Genomic DNA, 21,525 nt, shown 5'->3' with positions numbered 1-21,525 from the left:
TTAATGTTATATTAATGTATTGTTAATATGGGGATTTTGCAAAAATTTTCATAAAAAAAATAAAAAAATGGATTATTCAGGCTATACCCGCCTAAAGTATCCTGTGCTTGGTTCGTAGATGACTCCTTTTTGAACAAGGTTTCTTACAATTTGCTCGGTTTTATCTTCGCTGACTCCATATTTTTCACTCATGTTGGATATTAAAACATTTAATGGAGCATCTCCGGCAAATTCTTCTTCAAGGAGTTTGATTTCTTCAGTTACTCTTTGTATTTTGTCCCTGTCTGATTTCGGTGTTCCTCCACTAAGGACTTCGGCATCGATTTCACCGGTTTCAGGATCTACACCAACATCTTTTAGACAGTATAACGTTAATTTCACAGCTTTGTCAGCATCCTCTTTTTCAACTTTGTCCTTGAGTTTGATTTTGGCGCTTGCTTCCGCCAAACGAATGAGTGCTTCGAGCTGCCTTGCAGTGATCGGAACTGCGCCCTGCTCTTCAGGGTTGCTGTTCCTTGTGCTTACATAAAATTCTTTCAGAATTTCAACAGCTTCATCGGTCAGTTGAGGATTGACATTTTTACGGGCGTATGCAATGTACTTTCTAAGTAATTCAGGTTCAATTTCATAATTAACGGTATTTTCTTTATGTATTTTTAAGATGTGTTCCGCTAACTTTGAATCCCCCTCTTTACTTGGCTTGTCTTCAATTACAAAGATTAAATCGAAACGGGAAATGATTGGTGCAGGAAGGTCAATTTGCTCTGCAAGCACTTTGTACCTGTCGAATCTTCCAAATTTAGGGTTTGCCGCTGCAAGAACGGAACATCTTGAATTTAATGTTGCCATGATTCCTGCCTTTGCAATACTTACGGTCTGTTGTTCCAATGCTTCGTGAAGCGCTGAACGGTCTTCTGACCTCATCTTGTCCAGTTCGTCAACACATACGTTACCTTGGTCCCCGAGCACCAATGCACCGGCTTCAAGAGACCATCCTCCGAGTTCGTCCCTTACTGCTGCTGCGGTTAATCCGGCACCACTTGTACCCTTACCACTTGTATAGATACTTCTTGGGGCGAGTCTTGAGACGTATTTTAATATCTGGGATTTACCGATACCAGGGTCCCCAACAATCAGAATGTGGATGTCTCCCCTTAGTTTGGTTTCATCCTCGAGCTGTTTGGCAGCTCCTCCGAATAGTTGGAGAGCAATTGCTTCCTTAACTTCTCTGTATCCTCTGATTGATGGAGCTGTGGATTGGATAATCTTATCGTAAATGTGAGGATCCTGTGACAGTTCAATGATTTTTTCCTCATCTTCTTCGGAAAGATGCAATTCTTCGAATTCCTGCTCCAGCGGTTCTATGTGGTTTACGTAAATGTAGTTTTTGAATTTGCCGCTTCTTTCCTCTCTGAAGGTTTTTAATGTTCCGGTAATTCTCACTTTATCTCCAGGATTTAAATCGTCAACCAAATCGTCTTCCAAAATCATCAGCATTTGTTTAGGCTCGGTTCCTCCGGACAGATTCTCCAAAGGCTCTTGCATCCTTGCGGTCTGGGTATCGATGTATTTGGATTCCTCCTGGAGCAATCTGAATGACCGTCCTCCACATTCACTGCATAATGACGGTTCTATAATGTGATTTCCGGATGTTTGTTCGACCTCGTGCAATCTCATGCATCCTCTACATTCAAAAACACCAGTCTCAATACGAGGCCTTATTTCATCAGTTTTTCTCACAATTCCGTCAGCGGCGACAAATGTTCCAATATATTTGCTTAGAAGGTCCTTTAGCGCCACAATATTGCTCAGATTTTCAAAACGAATATTGATGTCTGCATCCTTAACTAACGGGTCAATATTTTTTATTGCGATTTGTGCCGCCTGAATAACCTCTTCAGGCTTTTCAATTAGCAAATCCGCCAATTCCGGATCAAACATCTCTAATGATTGATAATTTACAGTCAGAGACCTTTCATCAGGATATTTTTCAAGTATCTTAAATACATCATCCTTATATGATGTTGCAAAAAATTCTTCAAATTTTGCAGTTGATGTTTGTGTTTTGGTAGTAGAGTTCATTGTCATAATATTATTTTTTTATAGTTAAAAAACATTGCCTTAGAGCATTTGAAAAGTAACATTAATATACTAAAATTAATATATCATTAACTAATAGATTATTTTTTGAGGTTAATATGAGAAAATCTAGATTGAGCTTATTCAAATCCACTTCAATGATGATTTCTGTTGTTGGAATCATTATGATAATTTCAACAATCATTGTTGTTGCATATGTAGGTTACAGTGTTGTTTCAAATGGAATTACAAATGAGATATCCTCTGGAACACAATATGATGAACTTGCAGAGTTAAGATCTTCATATAATAATCTGTCTGTCAAGTTTGATAGTATAAAAGCAACTTATTATGCAGGCGGTCCTGATGATGTCAAGGTGTATAATGATGCTAAAATAGAGTTGTCACGGGCAGATTCGGCTATTCAGAATGTTCAAAGTGCTTTAGATGCAGGTAAACCATCTAACGAAGTGGACAGTAGGATTGAATTTGCTAAAGAAAAACTCAAAACAGCTAATCAGGCCTACAACGAACTTTAATTTATTTTCTTTTTCTCTTTTTTTTATTAGGCGTGTATTCGAGGCCGACGACATACATTTCAGAACTCTTTTTACGTGATGATGCTGGTTTGGTAGTTCTGACATGTCTGAATTTGCTTTTAAGAGAATCCAACATCTCCTTATATTCAGGACCCTGAAATACCTTCATTACAAGGTTTCCCTTTGGCTCCAGGATATTCTCAGCTATTCCAATAACAGCATAGGTCAGGTCAATGGATCTGAGCTGGTCGATGTTTTTGATTCCGCAAAGTGAAGGTGACGCATCGGACATTACGACTTTAGCTTTTCCTCCGATGATTTCCATTATTTTTTGCTGAACTTCTGGAGTCGTAAAATCTCCCCTGATTCCATAATAGTTCTCCTCTTGGAACTTTTTGAACCTGTTCAAATCGACTCCAACAACGATTCCGTCTTCACCTACCTTTTCCAGTGCGACCTGGGACCACCCTCCTGGTGCGGCGCCAAGGTCCACTACGGTATTTCCCTGTTTGATGAGTTTATACTTTTTATCAAGCTGTTTGAGTTTATATGATGCTCTTGAACGGTAATCCTCTTTTTTAGCTTTTTTATAATAGGGGTCATTATGTTTTTCCATTTGCCATTTGCTTCCCATTTCAATCCCTCTTGTATTGGTCAAAATCAAGTGCGCTGCATACTGGAGAGCCAATCTTAACGATTTCCACATCAACTGCCCTGTTATCAATTTCAAGCAGCATCACTGTTCTGTCAGCAAGTCTTGGGACAATCGGACTTCCCGGATTTAAAAGCAGAATCCCTTCCTTCTGCTCTATTTTAGGCTGATGTGAATGTCCTGAAACAAGGATGTCCACATTCAATTCCTTGGCCAGATACAATAGCTGGTCGCTGTCTGCTCGTGGATACACTTCTCCATGTATGATTCCGATTTTCAGGCCTTCGACTTCAACAATCTTTGCCTTTGGCAGGTCGATTCCATTGGCCCTGTCCATATTTCCCTGAACCGCCATGACCGGAGCAATCTGTTCCAGTTCATCCAAAACTTTCGGGGAAGTCAAATCTCCAGCATGTAAAATCAATTCAACATCGCTGAATGCATCAATAACATTTTGAGGCAATATTCTTGCTCTGTCAGGTATGTGGGTGTCTGATATTAAACCAATTAACATTTTTTTCATTCCTTAATTATTCATATAATGTTCTGTTAATTATTCCTATTAAAATTAATTAAAAAAACTTTATTAATTGTTAAAAATATATATTTAAATATCATTCTTTTAGGAGAAGATAAAATGGGAGAAGTTAAAAAGGAAGATATTTTAGATATTTTGGCTGGTTATGACAAAAGTGAAATCACAATAGCTACTCTCGGAAGTCACACTTCTTTACATATTTTGCAAGGTGCAAAAGAAGAAGGATTTAGAACCGCTATCGTTTGTGAAAAAGGAAGAGAAGTTCCATATCAAAGATTTGGCGTTGCAGATGAATACATCATTGTTGATGAATTCAAGGACATAGTCAATGAAGATGTTCAACAAAAACTCAGAGATATGAACGCAATCGTTGTTCCTCACGGATCTTTTGTTGCATATGCCGGACTTGATAATGTAGAAGATAAATTTAATGTCCCAATGTTTGGAAACAGGGATGTGCTCAGATGGGAAGCTGAAAGAGACAAAGAAAGAGCATTGCTTGTCGAAGGTGGTGTGAGAATACCATTCAAATATAATGACCCTTCAGAAATCGACCGTCCTGTAATGGTTAAGTTCCCTGGTGCAAGAGGTGGAAGAGGTTACTTTGTAGCATCATCTACCGAAGAATTCGATGCAAAAATTGAAGCCATGAAGGCTCGTGGATGGTTAGAGGACAGTGATGTGGAAGCTGCTCACATTGAAGAGTATGTTTCCGGATGTAATTATTGTATTCACTATTTCTACTCAGCACTCGATGATACGGTTGAGTTAATGGGTATGGATACAAGATATGAATCAAGTATTGATGGTTTTGTCAGGATGCCTGCAAAAGACCAATTGGACATTGATTTAAGTCCATCTTATGTTGTAACCGGTAACCACCCTGCCGTTATTCGTGAATCCTTACTTCCACAAGTGTTCGATATTGCTGATAAATTAACCGAAAGTGCTAAAAAATTAGTTGCTCCTGGATTAAACGGACCATTCTGTATGCAAACATTAGTAAATGATAATCTGGAAGTAATCTGTTTTGAAATCAGTGCAAGAACCGACGGTGGAACAAACACATTCATGGATGGTTCTCCTTACTCATACCTGACTTATGGTAAACCAATGAGTATGGGAAGAAGAATTGCTCTTGAAATCAAAAACGGTATAGAAAGAGATGAATTAGAAAAAATAATAACATAGAGTTATTATTTTTTATTTTTCTTTTTATTTTTATTTTTACCAATTTTCTGTCTTTTTTCCTGTTCTTTTAATGCTTTTTCACGACTTCTTTTTGTCCATGCGCCAACGAAACCGACGAATGCACCAATAATGAATATCATTGCCGCTAAAGCGATCATTCCATTTTGAGTTAAGAAAAATCCATCGAATTGGCCCATGTATCCCTGGAATGTCAGTACAATGATAGGTGTTGATGCAATCGCACCGCTCAATGTTCCCTCTTGCCAGCTGTTCTGGCCATATCCCGCATATAAAAGTCCGATTGATGCAAATGGATAAAGCCAATCATTAATCTGCCATCCGAATAATATGAATGCGCCAGCTATTGCCGCTCCAAACACCAAAGCCTTAAAATTAAAATTTGTAAACTTGTTCATTTCATATCTCCAAAACTATTCATCTTTAGGAGCTAGTGCTCCTCCAATTGCTCCGGTAATTCCCATTACAATTGCATAATAAATTAAACTTTCAATAACAGTAATCAGGCTTGTAATTCCGGAAATGGTAAATCCAGTCAATCCTCCAAATGGACCTGCAAAACTTCCTCCAAATGTTGCAACCAAAACAAATAATATTGCAGAGATGATTGTACCTAATGCTCCTGCAAGTGCGGCATTCCAAAGGCCGCCTAATGCTCCGGAATGAGCAAGATATCCTGTAATGAATCCTATAATCAATAATCCTACAAATTCATAGGGTGCAAAAAATAATTTTACAAAAATTGTTAGTATAAATCCAATAAGAACTGCACTTGTTTTTGCCATAGTATCACTGTTTAATATAATTATCTAATCTCATTGTTATAAGTTTTTATATTTTGCACGGGGAATGTCAACGAAAATGTCGGTATTTTCCAATAATTTCTTAAACATTTTTCACAGTCTACAAAAGCTTGAAATTAATTTAAATGGATATAATATCCATCAATAAATAAATAATGAATTAAATATTCTTTTTTGACTGTTGAAGGGATTTACTGATTTTTTGGATTGGTATGTAATTTGAATGGTATTGAAACTATTGATGTTTAAAACAGGGGGTCGTGTAAACAAAATCAATGTATGGATTATATTACGGTATTATATATTCTTAAGTACAATAGTTATATATCCGGTTAATTTGATATTTCAAGGGATGAAAAATAATGTTAAAATACAAGCGATTTTTAGTTTCAATGTTTGTCCTGGTGATGCTCACTATAGGTTTTGCTTCTGCTTCAGAAGCTTCTGACTTATATGATGCCTCCGATAACAATTTGGACAGTTCATTAGAGGTGGAAAGTAGTGATGATTTGTCTGCTTCAGATGATGGGGCAAGTTTCACACAGGCGAGTGATGATGTGGAATTAACCGCCACAGTCAAGCCGTCAGGCAACACATTCGCTGATATCCAAACTGCAGTAGACAAAGCAAATGGAAACGATGTGATAGAACTTGATGGCACATACACAAGTTCAGGCAAGACAATTGCTGTTAAAAAGTCATTGACCTTCAACGGTGTCAACGGCGCTACACTTGATGCCAAAAAGCTTTCAGGAATCTTTCACATTACCAAGAAGGTCACAGTAAACTTTAACAACATAACATTCATAAATGCAAAAGATGGTGCAATATTCGCCGATTCGGATGGATATGTTGAAAAGGTTCTAGTCAAAGTGAATATCGATGGATGTAGTTTCAAAGACAATTACAAGGACTGGAATGGGGCTGCCATTGAGGCATTCACTTTTGGATTGTGCAAGATTACAAACTCCAACTTCACAAACAACTATGTTGCAGAACCTGGAAAAAATGTAAAAGGACCCGATTCTTATGGAGGAGCGATTTGTGCATATAATCTTGAGATTGTAAACTGCAGTTTCATCAATAACCATGCTCAAAGGTATGCAGGAGCAATAAAGGTTGAAGGAAGTGCAAATATTACAGATTGCTTCTTTAAGGGAAATTACGCTAACGCCGGTGGGGCGATTTATGGAAATAGGCTCAACATGGTAAACACAATTTTCGAGTCCAATTACCTCAAAAGCTTTTCAGGACTGTCTGAGTATTGTGGAGGCGCAGTATCTGCAGGTGCCGTCAATGCAATAGGATGTACATTCAGGAGCAACTCAGCAGGATACAACGGAGGTAAAGGTGGAGCAATTTATGCAAATGATGTTGATGTCACAAATTGTTCATTCGACAAAAACACAGCAAACTTTGCGGGAGCGATATTCGCCGACAATGCAATAGGTGAAGACGACTATGAGCCGGGATTGCTCAGGATAACCCAATGCAATTTCACTTCCAACGGTGAAGCGGCAGTCAAATCCCCAAAAATTACACTCGACAATTCAAAAACATTCAAAAACAAGGCACTTGACAATAATATGAATGCAATCACTCTTCTCAAGGCGACTTCAAAAAAGCTGGTTACAACATACTACTCAGGAAAGACCTTACAAATCAAGGTCGTCACACTATCAGGTAAGCCTGCTGTAAGGATTCTGCTTCTTGCCGTTGCAAAATCATCCAAGAAAACATATTCCCTCCCAATTACTACCAACTCCAAAGGGATAGCAACAATAAAGGCATCCAAATTGAATGCCGGCACATACAAGATAACAGTTTATGAGGCATTTTGCATTCCGGGAGAGGATCCTGGTGATGAAAGATACGTCAAGGTTCCGGGAGTCCTCACAACAACAACTCTCAAGGTCAAAAAGACAAAAGCCATTGTGAAGGCCCCTAAGGTCAAGTTCAAATACAAAAAATCCAAATATTTCAAGGTTGCCCTCAAACATAAAAGCACTAAAAAGCCAATGAGCGGTATCAAACTTAAATTGAAGATATACACCGGCAAGAAATACAAGAAATACACGGTCAAAACCAATAAAAAGGGTGTGGCCAAGTTCAACACTAAAAAACTCAGCTATGGTAAACATAATGTAAAGGTAATGTCTGGCAATAAAAATGTTATTCTTTCCAAGAAAAGTGTAATAAGAATCAGATGATTCCCTTTACCTTCTTTTTTTATTTATAATTCTTTTAATTTATCTTTGATTTGCTCCAGTATTGCCTGATGCATTCTTTTTGTAAATTCTCCACGGTCATTCTGATTCAATACATCAAGGTATCCCTGTGAAACCAGATTGAATGCAAATGGGCTTGGAATTACTGTATTGATTGTCTTTATTTCCATCTCTCCTGAATCAATCATGTTTATAACTTTCAGTGCATTTTTAATGTCCATGTAGTCTTCCATGGCCTCTCTTCTGGCTTCCTTTAATATTGAAAAATTGTCATCCATGTCCTGCACATACTTAAGCAGTATTTTTCCGCGCACCTGCTGGCGGCCGACTGACTTTGATTCTCCTTTATATCTTCTCAATGTCATCAATGACCTTCCGGCACAATGTCTGAATCGTGAAGCCAATGTTTCGGTCTTATTGAGGGAGTTTGTCAAAATCTGTTCAAAGTTTTCGGGGTTCAGTTCCCTGAATGATTCCAAACCTCCTATTGTACCGTCTGAACTTAGATAAAATCCGTTGTCCGATATGGATATGGTGACATTTGTGTTGTATCGTTGGGCAACCACGTAGGCCACTGCACGTGAAAGCGCGTCATTGACCTTGCGGCCGAAGAGGGAATGGAATATCACGAATTTTCTTCCTCCAAAACCTTTATAGTATTCTATGAGAAGGCAGCGGTTTGAAGGAATTTTGGCATACTTGTACTGCTCAACGAAGTATTCATAGATTGAATTGGCTGCAAAGTCATCAACATAGAGGTAATCATAGATGAATTTCATTATTTCCTCTTTACTTCGCCTGTACTCGAATCTGGCTTCCATGAAAGATCTGAATTTCTGTATGTCCATTGCAAGGTCAAAGGATAATGGAAGCTGCTGTGAAAACCATGAAGGGATAGTTGGTGGTCCGCTTGCGGGGGTCACGTTGATTGTCATTCCCTTGCCGTAGTTGAATCTGTATGTTCGCCCTCCCAGTACGAAGGTGTCGCCCTTTTTCAGCCTTTCCATAAATGACTCTTCGATCTTTCCGACGGTTTCGCCGTCGCATTTGACAAGCACTCCTGATGAATCAGGTATTGTTCCGATGTTTGTTGAATAAAGCATTCTTGCCAGTTTTCCACGCTTTCCGAAGGTATTTTCATTATAGTCAATCCAGATTTTGGCATATACATACCTTTCTTCAAGCTCTTCGTATTCTCCTCCGAGATAGCTTAAAACATCTTCGTAATCGTCTCTTGTAAGGTCCTTATAGCAGTAGCTCTTTCGTATCACATCATATGCATAGTTGATGTCCCATGGATTTTCAATACTCATTCCGTAGATGTGCTGTGCAAGGACGTCCAGACAATTTGTCGGTATTGTTATCTTGTCGATTTTTCCTTCCTTGGCATTTTTAAGCAGAACTGAGCATTCCACCAAATCATCACGGTCGGTCACTATGATTCTTCCCTTGGATTTTTCATGCAACCTGTGTCCGCTTCTTCCTATTCTCTGCAATGCTCTTGCAACTGATTTCGGAGAGTTGATTAAAACAACCAGGTCAATGTATCCTATATCTATTCCCAGTTCCAGGGATGTTGATGAGACGACTGCCTTGAGCTTTCCTTCCTTCAGCTTGTTTTCGGTTTTCAGGCGAACTTCCTTTGAAAGCGATGAGTGGTGGGCCATTATGTTTTCGTTATTGTAATGCATCGGATACATTTTCTTCAGGTTGTAGACAAATCTTTCAGTTCCGCTTCTTGTATTCGTAAATATCAGTGTTGTCTTGTTTTCCTGTATCAAATCATCAAGCAAGTCATACATTCCCAAACGCGTATCCTCTTCATCTGCAAGCACGATGTCGCTTACCGGACACATGACCTCCATGTCCAGTTCCTTTAGGTAGTTCACATTGACTATCTTGCAGTTCCTTTCGGCACCATATTCATAGCCAACCAGAAAGCGGGCAACTTCTTCAAGTGGACTGACTGTTGCTGAAAGCCCTATTCTTGTATATTGTCCGATTAGATGCTGCAGCCTTTCCAGGGACAGGCTTAAATGAACTCCCCTTTTGTTTTCGGCCAGCGAATGTATCTCATCAATGATTACATATTTCACATGGCTCAGCTTTTCCCTGAACTTCGGAGCCACCAATAGGATTGACAAGGTTTCAGGGGTTGTTATTAGAATGTGTGGCGGCTTTTTAAGCATCTTCTGCCTTTGGTATTGTGTGGTGTCACCGGTTCTGACGGCCTTTCTGATTCCCAAGCTTTTGCCAGCTATCTTTTCCACTCCGTCAAGGGGTTCATCCAGGTTCTTTTCAATGTCATTGTCAAGGGCCTTTAGGGGTGAGATGTAGATGCAGTAGACCTTGTCTTCCAGCTTGTCCTTTTCGGCCAGTGCGGTCAGTTCGCTGATGACTGATAGGAATGCGGTCAGTGTTTTACCGGAACCTGTCGGTGATGAGATGAGGATATTGTTTCCCTTGTGGATGTCAATGATTGATTTTTTCTGAGCGGGGGTGAAATCTTCAAATTGGGAGTCGAACCATTTCCTGACCCATGGATGGAGTGTCTTGAAAATTTCCTTTTTGGAATAGCTTTTTTTCTGCTCTTCAATCATTTTGTCTCATCTCTTGAATAATATTTTTGTGCTTGACATAACTGTTTGATTTATGTGAATATATTTTTGTTATACATTTTGTAAATATTTTTGTACAGTCAAAAAAACATAACATGTGTTTATTAACCAGTTTATTCATTAATTTTATCATTTGTTTAAATTTGTTTATTTGTTCAATTTGATTTATTGAATATTACTCAACAATTCAAATAAAAATAGTTAAATAGTTTATTTTTTAAATATTTATACATAGTCTTAGGACTAAGGTGATTAAAAATGAAAAACTATTTCGATATTAAAGACAAAGTTGCAGTCATTACTGGAGCTTCATCAGGTCTTGGTTGGCAAATTGCTCAAGCATACGCAAGCCAAGGTGCAAAATTAGCATTATTCGCTAGAAGAGAAGAAAGATTATTAGAGAACGTTGCTGAAATCGAAAAAGAATTCGGAACCGAAGTAATGTATGCTGTATGTGACGTAGGTGATTACGACAGTATCACCGCAGCTGTTGCAAAAGTCATGGATGCTTACGGAAGAATCGACATCTTAGTTAACGCAGCAGGTATGGGTAACAACAAAATGGTTACTGACCAATCCAACGAAGAATGGGAAAGACACATTCACATCGACTTAAGCGGTGTCTACTACATGTGTAAAGCTGTTGGAGAAATCATGATTGAACAAGAATATGGTAAAATCATCAACATCGGTTCAATCCACTCAAGAGTTATCTTCCCTGGTGGAGGTATTAGTGCATACTCCTCCGCTAAAGGTGGAGTAATGAACTTAACCAAAAACTTAGCTGTAGAATGGGCTAAATACAACATTACCGTAAACGCTATTGGTCCTGCAGTATTCGAAACCGAATTGACTGTAGACTCCATTGAATTACCTGGATTCATGGACCTTATTGCAGCATATTGTCCAGCAGGCCGTTTAGGTAAACCTGGTGAATTAGACGGTATTGCAATTTACTTAGCATCTGACGCATCCAGTTTCTGTACAGGTCAATTGATCTGTATCGACGGTGGTTGGACAGCTATTTAGATAAGAGATTTTTTCTCTTATTTTTTTCTATTTTTTTTTAAAAACATTTTTTTCTTAAAGATTATATATTTCTAAAATCTAATTATAACTATGTCAAATTTAAGTTTTGAAGAAGCAATTAACAATTTATCCGACGAAGATGTTAAGGTCAGAAAAGAAGCTATCGAATCATTGGTCGGAGTCACTGATGAAGAAGCTATTGAACCCTTAATCAAAGCTACTACTGATGATAATGCGCAAGTAAGATTCAAAGCGGCTGAAATTTTAGGCAGCATGGGTGATGTGGCTGTCGATAAATTAATTGAAGAATTTACAAATGCCGAAGGTAAAGACAAACGTTTTTTAGCATTTGCACTTAAAGAAACTGAAGATAAAAAAGTCATTCCTTATTTTGTTGAGGCAACTTCCGATGAGGATTTCGGAGTTAGAAAGGTTGCAGTTCGTGCCTTAGGTGAGCTTCAGGCTGAAGATGAACTTGATTCAATTGCAAAATGTTTGGAGGATGAAGATTGGGGAGTCAGGCTTGCTGCCATTCAGGCATTGGGTGACCTTGCAAGTGATGAATCAATTAAATTGATTAAAGATGCAAGAAAGGCTGAAGAAGATAAGGACTTCAAAAAGTCATGCAATAAGGCCATTAAGAAAGCTCAAAAAAGGCAAAAGGCAAAAGCATCTGGTGAAGCGGTTGTAAAAGTAATTCCTATGAGCACAATTAAGGAAATGGAAAAAACCAATCCTCAAAAGGCTATCAAGGAATATGAACGTTACGTCGAAGCAAAACAGGCTAAGGATGCGCCATATAAAAGATTATGTATTTTATACAGAAAAGCTGATGACTATGACAACGAAGTCAGGGTCATAGAAACAGCAATTGAAGTATTTGACGGCACCAAAAAAGTCGACTACTTCGAAAAAAGATTGGCTAAATTGAAATAGCTATTTTTGAACAACTTCGTAGAGGTCTTTCCTTTTATTTTTTAAAACGGGAAGCTCTTCTCTTACTTTTTTTATTGCACTTAAATCAATTTCGCAGATAATCAATTTCTCTTTTTCATCTGCTTGGGCAATGACTTCTCCCCAGGGATTTGTGACTATTGAATGTCCGTAGCTGTGATAGCTCGCATCCATATTCAATGCCGGTGCAACGCCGACGCAGAAGACCTGGTTGTCCAGCGCTCTTGAGCGGAACAGCAGTTCCCAGTGTGCAGGACCTGTTGTCTGGTTGAATGCTCCCGGATAAAATAAGATTGATGCGCCTTTTTCAGCCATTATCCTTGCAAGTTCAACAAAGCGAACGTCATAGCATATTCCCATGCCAATTTTTCCAAAGTCAGTATCTGCAATCGTAAACTCGTCGCCGGCGGTAAGCACATCAGATTCCTTAAAAGTGATTTTATCTTTAACGTCAATGTCAAAAAGATGCATTTTCCTGTGTTTTGCAATAATTGTGCCGTCTTTATCAAACAGGTAACTGGTATTGTACAGTTTGCCTCCATCCCTTTCGGGAATCGATCCTGCTAGGATATAAACATCATTTTCCTTGGCCAGCTGAGAAATGGTGTTTAAAGTCTGACTGTCCTGTTCCTCTTCACCATATTCAATGAATTTATCATTTGAATAAGGACAGTTGAACATTTCCGGCAAAACAATAAAATCAGCATCGTTATCTGCACTATCAACTATCATTGAGCTTGCTTTTTTGATATTGGCAGATTTATCATCAATTACATTCATCTGACAAAGGGCAAGTTTGATTTTAGTCATTTTAACACAAAAAATAGAAAAAAAAGTATGAATTGAATCATACTTAAGCGATATCTGCGGTTTTTATAGCATTTTCAATATCTTCAGAAGTAATTGATTTTTCAGAAGATCCGGTTACTTTGAAAACATATAATTTTCCATCACTAAACATTGATACGTATCTGGTGTAATCTCCATCAGCATTTTCTAATAGCATATTTGAAGAGTTTCTACCATCTAATGTTATTGTTTCAACAAGTTCGACATAATCTCCGCCTTCTTGGGCGTGTGAGATTCTTTGTTGAGTTATGTCTTTTAGGGAATTAGCACTGCTAGTAATGTTGTAATACTCTATGGTCACATTTTCCTCATTTTGGAAGAAAACGGCATCAGGATGTTCTTCATCGCTTCCATTCACTTTTTCCCAAGTGTTTGGATATTTAAATGAAAAATCTCCTTCCTTGTATTCAACCAAATCATTTGACTGAATTACAGGATTAGAGTTTCCAGCATTATCATTACTATGGGATCCCATAAGAACAATTCCACAGATAACAATTAATGTTATTATTAAAATGATTCCAATAACTAATTTCTTTTCTTTAAGAATAGTAAGAATGCCTTTATTGTCATCGGTTTTTTTCTCTAATCTTGGTTTTTCTTGGAAAATATCCTCTCTTTTAGGTGGTGCAACTTTTGGTTTGGGAAATGTATAACCGCAATTTCCACAAATAGGAGCACCATCATAACTAGGATTTCCACATTCAGGACATTTTTTCACAGATTTACCTCCATTAGATTTTACATTTAATTTTTATAATATAAAAAACTATTTAATTAATGTGATAGTATGGCAGATGAAGAAATTATTAATCTTGATGATATAAATTATGCGGTATATAAAATTGGTGAATGGGAAAACCATTATGAAATTAACCAGATTGGCCTATCCAGAGAAATACCTGTTACAAAAAACACAATTGACCATATCAAGTTTTCTATGGATGAAATCAGGAATACAAAATTTTCTATTTCAGATAAAACAGTCAATGGATTTGTAGCCATTGCAATGCAATTGAATCCTAAGGTTCAGGAGATGGAATTGGAGGATGCCATTGCACTGGAAGAAACAGAATATCAAAATATCCTGTCCGAATTGGAGGGTCTTGAGATTTTAGGTGATGATGGGACTATTCCTCTTCAAAGCGATGAGTATCTCATTTACAAATTGGAAAAGGACTGTCATGTAACCACTTCAATTCCGGCTAATGAATTCACTCAGAAATTCTATGAATCCGAACTAAAAAGAATTGAAGATGCCCTGGATTAAAAGAAATCCAGAGTTACTTTTTTGTCTCTTTTTAACTCACGGGGAGGTTCGACTGATACAAATTCTATGCCTTCCTCTTCAATCATCTCCAATGCGTCATCCATGATTGAAGGCGCAACAAGCAAACCTCTTATCTTTTTCTTTTCAGCTTCAACTTCCCTTAAATAATCGTTGTCGGTATTTTCCATATCCTGAATGTAGCGTCTAAGCTGCTTTACAGCAGTCACTCCTGCTTTTCTTGCTTTCAGTTCCAGAATCATCAAATTGTTGTCGCTGTCCTTTCCTAAAATGTCAATGAATCCATGTTCGACACTGTACTCTCTTGTGGTCGGCTTGAATCCTTCCTCAATTATATGTGGCTTTTCCATTATCATGTCGCTCATGTCCTTTTCATATCCGGCCTGTTCAAGCTCCTCAAAGTCCTCAACATTTGCATAGTTGATGAACTGAATCTGTTTTATTTCAACGGTCAAAAGCTCTTTTGGGGTTCTTCTATGGCTTTCTAAAAACAGGTTATCGTTTTTGATGTATGCTCTGGTTCGTGATTTTGGGGGCTGCCAGTTTACAGGTTCCACCTTTTTTTCCTGATGGATTAAAAAGGCTCCGTCAGGTTTAATCATTATGATGCGTTCTCCCCAGTTCAATTCGCTCAGGGCCCGTCCCTCATAGTTTACCTTGCAGCATGCAAAAATAAGTATTGTTGCCCTTTTTCTGAGAGCCTCCTCAATTAGGTCATATGCATCTTCGCAATTCGGTTTTTCTAAAATTTTATATTTCATCACAATTTACATTGTCTAGATTAATTTAAATAATTTGTTTTCAAAATCAATTATTATAGTTCAGGGGAGGAATTTCCATTTACGATGATGAATATTTTGAAGAAAAAAAAGAGTATTTTACCATGGATTCGTTCGAATTTGAAAATGGTGATGTGATTGATGATGCTGTTGTTGAGTATATGACCTTTGGAACTCCAAAATATGATGAAGATGGAGCTATAAATAATGCAATCCTTTATTGTTCCGGATCTCTTGGAACATTTGCCGGAATAAATAAGATTTTGCCATTGACCGAAAAGGGTGATGCGTTTGATGGTGAAAAGTACTTTTTTGTAAGCATGTCTGCATTGGGCTCTCCTGGGTCTTGCTCTCCTTCGACAACCGATTTGAAGAATAAGTTTCCAAAATATTCCCTTGTTGATGTGGTCAATTTTCAAAGGCAGTTTTTGGCTGAAAAGTTTGGCATAAGACATGTTTTGGGACTGATCGGCAATTCGATGGGAGGCTTCATCGGTCTGACACAGGCTATTCTCTATCCTGAATTTCAGGAATTCATCATCTGTGGCGTAAGCAGCTATAAGGTTGCAGGTCATGATTATATCCTTTCAAAATTCGTGGATGAAATCATAACATCCGATCCGGATTATGCAAGCGGCGAAATGACCTATTCATTGATCAGGACTTTGAGATTGGCGAATCTTGCCGAATTTAATTTTGGACTTTCCAAGGAAGCATTAAGGGCAATGTCCAATGAGGAGCTGGCCTTTGAATTTGAAACATTCGGAAATGAGATGCTTGAAACAGACATTTACGATTTGAAATACTGCAATGAATCCTGCATGAACTTTGATGTCGAGGACGATTTGGACAAGATTACTTCTGAGGTTTTAATCATCTCATGCAAACAGGACCCTCATTTTCCTCCTGAATTGGATGGCATTCCAATGTCTCAGATGATTGAAAATTCACGGCTGATTATAATGGATTCCGAATTGGGGCATCTGTGTTTCAACGAGCTTGAAACAATTTCCGATGACTTGAAAGAATTTATGGAGGGGTTTGATGATTGTTAGCATTTCAGATTATGGTGATGGCGACGATGGGAAATTCATCAGATATTCCGTTTCAGGATTGTCCGAAAGCCAGCTGGATTACCTGAAGGCCAATTTGGATGAGGATGTTGTCGTAAATGATGATGTTTTGACATTGACAATGCATTTCAGTGATGAATTGTATCCCTTCCAAAGTGATGTTGCAAAAATCAGATTGGATGATTTCATTGCCCGTGAAGAGATTGAAATGAATGTCTTCCTGTCAAGTTTTTTGGAAGATATGTAATATATTTTATACTTTTACATTAAAATCTGAATGTATTTAATTTTTCATCAATTTTTCCCAAACTTTTTTTAAAAAAATTTATATGTTTTCAGTTACTACCTATTTATTGAAAAGAGGTTTTTTTTAAATGTATCTTGAAAGTAATTTTCATGTAATGGACTCATTTGAATTTGAGTATGGCAGGGTGCTTGAAAATGTTGAAGTCGAATATAAGACATTCGGCACTCCAAAATATGATGAAGAGGGATTTATTACAAATGCAGTCCTGTTTTTTTCCACTTTCAATGGAATCTATTCCTTTTTAAGAGAATCTCATCAATATATAATGGATAATGGTAATTTTACTGATGAGTTCTATTTTATTGTAATTAGTCCGTTAGGAACTCCAGGGTCATGTTCTCCTTCATCCACCGGTTTAAATTATGAATTTCCAAGATATACTTATATTGATGGAATAAATTTTATTAGACAGTTTTTGGTGGAAAAATATAAAATAAGAAAAATTTTAGGCCTGGTTGGAGAGGGTATTGGAGGTTATATAGTTTTATCATGGGCATGTGAGTTTCCTGATGAAATGGAATTCATTTTTATTGTAAATTCTGCCGCTAAGGTTTCAGGATACAGATTTATCATTTCAAAAGTTTTAGAACTTATCATAGATTCAACTGAGGATTATTATACCGAGGGGTATAGCATTTCAAAAACTAAGAATCTGATTGCAATCAATGCGCTTCTTTTTGCACATTCTTCCTCTAAAAAAATATTTAATAATTTAAACAATGATGAAATTACTGCAATATTTGAGGATTTCAATGATGAATGCATCTTCCGGGACATCTATGATTTCAAATTCAGAAATGAATGTTCTATGGAATATGATGTGGTGGATAAACTGGGCAATATTAAGGCCAAATCATTGTTCGTTGGAACCAATGATAACTATTTCAATTTTGAATTGGATATGTTGCCATTTGAAGAATTGGTTCCAAATTCAATTGTCATAAAACAAGAGGATAAAAAAGAGAATTATTACTTTGAAGAAAAAGATTATGATCCTGTTGGTGAAGATGTTATTGCCTTTTTAAGTCAATTTAAATAATAAGGTGTTAAAGCTAGTCTAGCTAGCATTTAACATGTGTTCAACAGCTTTTCTGGATTTGTCAGCAACATCGCTAGGCAATGTAACTTCCGGAGCTTCATTGACAAGTGCATCCCTGATTTTTTCAAGTGTATGGAGCTTCATTGTTTCACAGATTGCCCCTTCGAGCATAGGATATAATTTTTTGCCCGGAACCTCTGAGTTTATTCTTGTAATCATGTCGATTTCAGTTCCGATAACAAATTCCTCCTTGTCGCTTGCTGCAATGTGTCTTAACATTCCTCCGGTTGACATCACTTCGTCACACGCTTTTTGAACTTCAATCTTACATTCTGGGTGGCAGATTATCTCAGCGTTAGGATATTCTTTTCTTTTAAGCTCAACATCTTCAACATGGAACAGCCTGTGTACATAGCAATGACCGTCTTTTGGAACCGGAATGATTTCCTTGTCTGTTCTTTCTGCAACATAGGTTCCCAGGTTTTTGTCCGGTCCGAACAATATCTTGTCATGTGGCAGGCTTTCGGCAATCTTAACGGCATTTGCGGAGGTACATAATGTGTCTGCGTGCTGTTTTGCCTCAGCAATACTGTTGACGTAAAGAATGACTCCTGCATCAGGATGCTCTTCCTTCGCCTTTAGCAGTTCCTCTTCAGGAAGCATATGTGCCATAGGACATTCGGCCTCAAGTGTTGGGATGATGATCTTTTTATCCGGATTCAGGATAAAAGCGGTTTCTGCCATAAAGTCGACTCCGCAGAATATTACCAGATCCTTGTCATCTATTTCAGAAGCTTTTATACACAATTCCAGTGAATCTCCTAAAAAATCGGCAATTTCCTGAACTTCCTTTGGTTGGTAGTTGTGTGCAAGAATTATTGCATTTTTCTCTTCTTTTAATTTTAAGATTTCTTCTTGAAGTGAGTTACTCATATTTTCCACCCTTTTCAACATATTTCCTTATTTCGTTAGTGACTATTAATTTATATTTATCTTTACTATTATAATCTTTTACCCAAAATGACACTTTCACTTTACTTTGTTTAAAAGATATCTCTTTGGCATAGACCTCGGGTTCAGGTTCCTTTGAGATTTCATCATATTCTAAAATCTTTTTGGTAATGTAGGATTTAAACTCGACAACATCAACATCCAATGCCAGTCCCGTCTCTATATCCACTCTATATTTTTCCGGAGCTTTATACTGCAGATAGGCGTCATTTGTCAATGTTGAGTTGGGAATATGGTCTTTAACTCCAAAATCATCGACAATGATTGTGGATCGGAGGGTTACCCTCTCAACAACGCCCTTTTTGCCGTGGATTTCAAGGGTGTCCCCAACTTTTATGCTTTTGCCCAAAATTAGTATGATTCCGGAAAACAGGTTTGAAATGATGTCTTTTGCAGCAAAACTCACGGCAATACCTACTATACCCAAACTCAATAGGGTTCCGGTCAGATTGATTCCGAAAAACTGCAGAATCACCATCAGTGCAATGAAATAGATTACGTAATTGATGATGTCTCTTATGAGATAGATTATAGTCATGTCCTTTTCAAATCTGCTCATTTTGTTCATTAGAAAGGCAATAATGCGTGTAAGCATTGATGCTGCAATAATGATGAGTAGAATATAAATTAGGGTCATTGGGGGATTGTCTATTTGTGGAATATTCATGATTTGCCTCGAAGATTTTCTTCCAGATAATCTCTTGCCAATTCGGTATTTTCAAAGATTTCCTGAGCTTCCTTCAACATTATCTGAGCGTATTCTTCCCCATATCTTGTGCTGATGTGGGTGATTATCAATTTTTCGCTGTTTGATTCACGGGCAACAAAAGCGGCATCCTGGGAAGTGGAATGCCCATAGTCTTCCGCATTCTGCGCTTCTTTTTGTATGAAAGTTGACTCATGAATGAGCAATGTGCTGTCTTTTGCAAACATGATCATCTCTTCACAGGGACGTGTGTCGCCGGAATATGTTAGCTTAATTCCTTTTCGAGGAGGGCCAAGGACTTGTTCTGGCTTTATGATTTTGCCATCAATTTCAACCTCTTCACCATTGTGCAGCTTTCCAAAAGCAGGGCCAACAGGAACTCCAAGTTCAATGGCTTTTTCACGTAAAAACCGTGGTTTTTTCTTTTCTTCAATTGAATAGGCCAATGACGGAACATTGTGTCTTACGCTTTGCGCTTTTATGACATATTCGTCAGTTTCTTCTATGATTCCTGTGCCGATTTCAATAAATTCGACAGGATACTCGATTGCACAGTATCCAAAGCTGTAAATTGCATCTTTTATTTTATTCAAGCCTCTCGGACCGTAAACGGTTAATTTTGATTCTCTTCCATTCAGGCTCATTGATTGAAGCAATCCCGGAAGGCCCAAAATATGGTCTCCATGAAAATGTGTGATGAATATCTTTGATATTTTCATGGGGCTTACATTGGTAAACAATATTTGTCTCTGTGTCCCTTCACCGCAATCGAATAAGAATACGTCTCCAAACGCCTTGGCTGCAATTGACGGATGATTGCGGTCTTTCGAATGGACCGCTGATGAGGTTCCTAAAAATGTCACTTCCATAATATATCACTTCAATATTAATATAGAATTAATTATATATTCATAATTATATTAAATTTTAGGTGATTTTTTGGATAAGATTATTGAATATATGCTAGCTGAGGATGAGGGCTTTGGAGACATTACTTCAAATGCAGTTGTCGAAAAGGATAAGATTGTAAATGCATCTATCGTATCAAAGGATGAAGGCATTCTGGCTGGAATTGATGTTATTCGTGAATTGTTTGAAGAATATGGTGTTGAAATTACCCTTTGCTTAAAGGAAGGGGTTAGGATTTCTAAAAATGATTTGCTTATATCATTTAGGGGAGATGCAAGAACAATCTTGCTTCTTGAAAGAACCGCACTGAATCTGCTCATGAGAATGAGTGGTGTGGCCAGTGCCGCACATGAATACGTCAATTTGGTTAAGGATTATGGAGTAATAATTGCAGGAACCCGTAAAACATCTCCTGCAATAGCAAAATTTGATAAGTATGCCTTAACTGTCGGAGGCGCTGATGCACATCGCTTTAGCCTGGATGACATGGTTCTGATAAAGGACAATCATATAGCGGTTTGCGGGTCTCCTTTGGATGCGTTGTTGAAGGCCAAGGAAAACACAAGCTTTTCCAAAAAAATCGAAATAGAGGTTGAAACATTGGATGATGCAATCGCATGCGTTGAAAATGGTGCGGATATTGTAATGCTTGACAACATGTCTGGCGAGGAGGTCAAGGAAGTTATCGATGAGTTAATTAGATTAAACATCCGTCAAAACTCCCTGATTGAAGTTTCAGGAGGAATTACCAAGGAAAATATCCTGGATTATGTTGAATATGGGGTTGACATCATTTCAATCGGCGCTCTGACCCATTCGTCAAGAAGCCTTAATTTCAGTTTAAGAATAGAATAACTTACCTAATTATTTAAATTTGATTTATATGAAGGGTTCCGACATTAAACATATAAACGA

22 protein-coding genes are annotated in these 21,525 nt (G+C 37.7%); 10 read left to right on the top strand and 12 right to left on the bottom strand.

Features of this window, described 5'->3' with window-relative positions:
• Positions 1-81: 81 nt before the first annotated feature.
• Positions 82-2,082 carry a minichromosome maintenance protein MCM gene (gene mcm / locus ACJMML_RS02590; RefSeq protein WP_405305849.1) on the bottom strand — a complete coding sequence of 667 codons (2,001 nt, stop codon included), beginning with the start codon at positions 2,080-2,082 and terminating at the stop codon, positions 82-84.
• A 116-nt stretch (positions 2,083-2,198) separates the two neighbouring features.
• Between mcm and ACJMML_RS02585 the strand changes: the two genes are divergently transcribed.
• A complete protein-coding gene (locus tag ACJMML_RS02585; RefSeq protein ID WP_405305832.1) occupies positions 2,199-2,618 on the top strand; it encodes a hypothetical protein in 420 nt (139 codons plus the stop codon).
• A 1-nt stretch (position 2,619) separates the two neighbouring features.
• Here the strand turns inward: ACJMML_RS02585 and ACJMML_RS02580 are convergent, their stop codons facing one another.
• On the bottom strand, positions 2,620-3,252 hold the full coding sequence (locus ACJMML_RS02580) for an RlmE family RNA methyltransferase (protein ID WP_405305848.1): 633 nt from the start codon (positions 3,250-3,252) through the stop codon (positions 2,620-2,622).
• Between the two features lies 1 nt (position 3,253).
• Positions 3,254-3,793, bottom strand: coding sequence for a metallophosphoesterase (locus tag ACJMML_RS02575; protein ID WP_405305831.1), 540 nt, complete (start codon positions 3,791-3,793; stop codon positions 3,254-3,256).
• Positions 3,794-3,907: 114 nt separating this feature from the next.
• On the opposite strand from ACJMML_RS02575, the gene ACJMML_RS02570 reads away from it, so the two are divergent.
• Entirely contained in the window at positions 3,908-4,999 is a 1,092-nt protein-coding gene (locus tag ACJMML_RS02570) for a formate--phosphoribosylaminoimidazolecarboxamide ligase (RefSeq protein ID WP_405305830.1), read from the top strand.
• A gap of 5 nt (positions 5,000-5,004) precedes the next feature.
• Here the strand turns inward: ACJMML_RS02570 and ACJMML_RS02565 are convergent, their stop codons facing one another.
• Positions 5,005-5,415: a hypothetical protein gene (locus ACJMML_RS02565; protein WP_405305829.1), complete on the bottom strand. Its 411-nt coding sequence runs from the start codon at positions 5,413-5,415 to the stop codon at positions 5,005-5,007.
• A gap of 15 nt (positions 5,416-5,430) precedes the next feature.
• Positions 5,431-5,802 (bottom strand): DUF5518 domain-containing protein, encoded by a 372-nt coding sequence (locus tag ACJMML_RS02560; protein ID WP_405305828.1) that lies wholly within the window; start codon positions 5,800-5,802, stop codon positions 5,431-5,433.
• A 380-nt stretch (positions 5,803-6,182) separates the two neighbouring features.
• Between ACJMML_RS02560 and ACJMML_RS02555 the strand changes: the two genes are divergently transcribed.
• Complete coding sequence (locus ACJMML_RS02555; RefSeq protein ID WP_405305827.1) at positions 6,183-8,030, top strand: hypothetical protein; 1,848 nt, start codon at positions 6,183-6,185, stop codon at positions 8,028-8,030.
• Between the two features lie 23 nt (positions 8,031-8,053).
• Here the strand turns inward: ACJMML_RS02555 and ACJMML_RS02550 are convergent, their stop codons facing one another.
• Complete coding sequence (locus ACJMML_RS02550) at positions 8,054-10,648, bottom strand: ATP-dependent helicase (RefSeq protein WP_405305826.1); 2,595 nt, start codon at positions 10,646-10,648, stop codon at positions 8,054-8,056.
• A 276-nt stretch (positions 10,649-10,924) separates the two neighbouring features.
• Between ACJMML_RS02550 and ACJMML_RS02545 the strand changes: the two genes are divergently transcribed.
• Positions 10,925-11,695: an SDR family NAD(P)-dependent oxidoreductase gene (locus ACJMML_RS02545; RefSeq protein WP_303738758.1), complete on the top strand. Its 771-nt coding sequence runs from the start codon at positions 10,925-10,927 to the stop codon at positions 11,693-11,695.
• Positions 11,696-11,785: 90 nt separating this feature from the next.
• Positions 11,786-12,631, top strand: coding sequence for a HEAT repeat domain-containing protein (locus ACJMML_RS02540; RefSeq protein WP_405305825.1), 846 nt, complete (start codon positions 11,786-11,788; stop codon positions 12,629-12,631).
• Here the strand turns inward: ACJMML_RS02540 and ACJMML_RS02535 are convergent, their stop codons facing one another.
• Both ACJMML_RS02535 and ACJMML_RS02530 read right to left on the bottom strand, forming a co-directional pair.
• Complete coding sequence (locus ACJMML_RS02535; RefSeq protein WP_405305824.1) at positions 12,632-13,459, bottom strand: carbon-nitrogen hydrolase family protein; 828 nt, start codon at positions 13,457-13,459, stop codon at positions 12,632-12,634.
• A 43-nt stretch (positions 13,460-13,502) separates the two neighbouring features.
• Positions 13,503-14,219, bottom strand: a complete 717-nt coding sequence (locus ACJMML_RS02530; protein WP_405305823.1) for a PsbP-related protein — start codon at positions 14,217-14,219, stop codon at positions 13,503-13,505.
• A 69-nt stretch (positions 14,220-14,288) separates the two neighbouring features.
• On the opposite strand from ACJMML_RS02530, the gene ACJMML_RS02525 reads away from it, so the two are divergent.
• A complete protein-coding gene (locus ACJMML_RS02525; protein WP_405305822.1) occupies positions 14,289-14,768 on the top strand; it encodes a hypothetical protein in 480 nt (159 codons plus the stop codon).
• On the opposite strand, the gene nucS is transcribed toward ACJMML_RS02525, so the two are convergent.
• Positions 14,765-15,547: an endonuclease NucS gene (gene nucS / locus ACJMML_RS02520; protein ID WP_303738753.1), complete on the bottom strand. Its 783-nt coding sequence runs from the start codon at positions 15,545-15,547 to the stop codon at positions 14,765-14,767. The two genes, ACJMML_RS02525 and nucS, sit on opposite strands and share 4 nt — an antisense overlap.
• Before the next feature lie 122 nt (positions 15,548-15,669).
• Between nucS and ACJMML_RS02515 the strand changes: the two genes are divergently transcribed.
• The 3 genes from ACJMML_RS02515 to ACJMML_RS02505 all read left to right on the top strand — a co-directional run bounded on the left by ACJMML_RS02515 (position 15,670) and on the right by ACJMML_RS02505 (position 17,984).
• Entirely contained in the window at positions 15,670-16,620 is a 951-nt protein-coding gene (locus tag ACJMML_RS02515; RefSeq protein ID WP_405305821.1) for an alpha/beta fold hydrolase, read from the top strand.
• Positions 16,610-16,885, top strand: a complete 276-nt coding sequence (locus ACJMML_RS02510) for a DUF5750 family protein (RefSeq protein ID WP_405305820.1) — start codon at positions 16,610-16,612, stop codon at positions 16,883-16,885. Before ACJMML_RS02515 ends, ACJMML_RS02510 begins: the two co-directional genes overlap by 11 nt.
• Positions 16,886-17,012: 127 nt before the next feature.
• Positions 17,013-17,984, top strand: coding sequence for a hypothetical protein (locus ACJMML_RS02505; protein ID WP_405305819.1), 972 nt, complete (start codon positions 17,013-17,015; stop codon positions 17,982-17,984).
• Between the two features lie 18 nt (positions 17,985-18,002).
• Here the strand turns inward: ACJMML_RS02505 and nadA are convergent, their stop codons facing one another.
• From nadA to rnz, 3 genes are read right to left on the bottom strand one after another with little or no spacing between them, the layout of a single operon-like run.
• Positions 18,003-18,917, bottom strand: a complete 915-nt coding sequence (gene nadA / locus ACJMML_RS02500) for a quinolinate synthase NadA (RefSeq protein WP_405305818.1) — start codon at positions 18,915-18,917, stop codon at positions 18,003-18,005.
• Complete coding sequence (locus tag ACJMML_RS02495) at positions 18,910-19,662, bottom strand: mechanosensitive ion channel family protein (protein WP_405305817.1); 753 nt, start codon at positions 19,660-19,662, stop codon at positions 18,910-18,912. The genes nadA and ACJMML_RS02495 overlap by 8 nt, the downstream gene beginning before the upstream one ends.
• Complete coding sequence (gene rnz / locus ACJMML_RS02490; RefSeq protein WP_405305816.1) at positions 19,659-20,570, bottom strand: ribonuclease Z; 912 nt, start codon at positions 20,568-20,570, stop codon at positions 19,659-19,661. Before rnz ends, ACJMML_RS02495 begins: the two co-directional genes overlap by 4 nt.
• 70 nt (positions 20,571-20,640) lie before the next feature.
• Between rnz and nadC the strand changes: the two genes are divergently transcribed.
• Positions 20,641-21,465 (top strand): carboxylating nicotinate-nucleotide diphosphorylase, encoded by an 825-nt coding sequence (nadC, locus tag ACJMML_RS02485; RefSeq protein ID WP_405305815.1) that lies wholly within the window; start codon positions 20,641-20,643, stop codon positions 21,463-21,465.
• Positions 21,466-21,525: the final 60 nt, after the last annotated feature.

Origin of the sequence: Methanobrevibacter sp., assembly GCF_045130115.1 — an archaeon.
Taxonomy (GTDB): Archaea; Methanobacteriota; Methanobacteria; order Methanobacteriales; family Methanobacteriaceae; genus Methanocatella.
The sequence above is the reverse complement of the archived record's forward strand: the minus strand, read 5'-3'. Positions and strand labels throughout refer to the sequence as shown.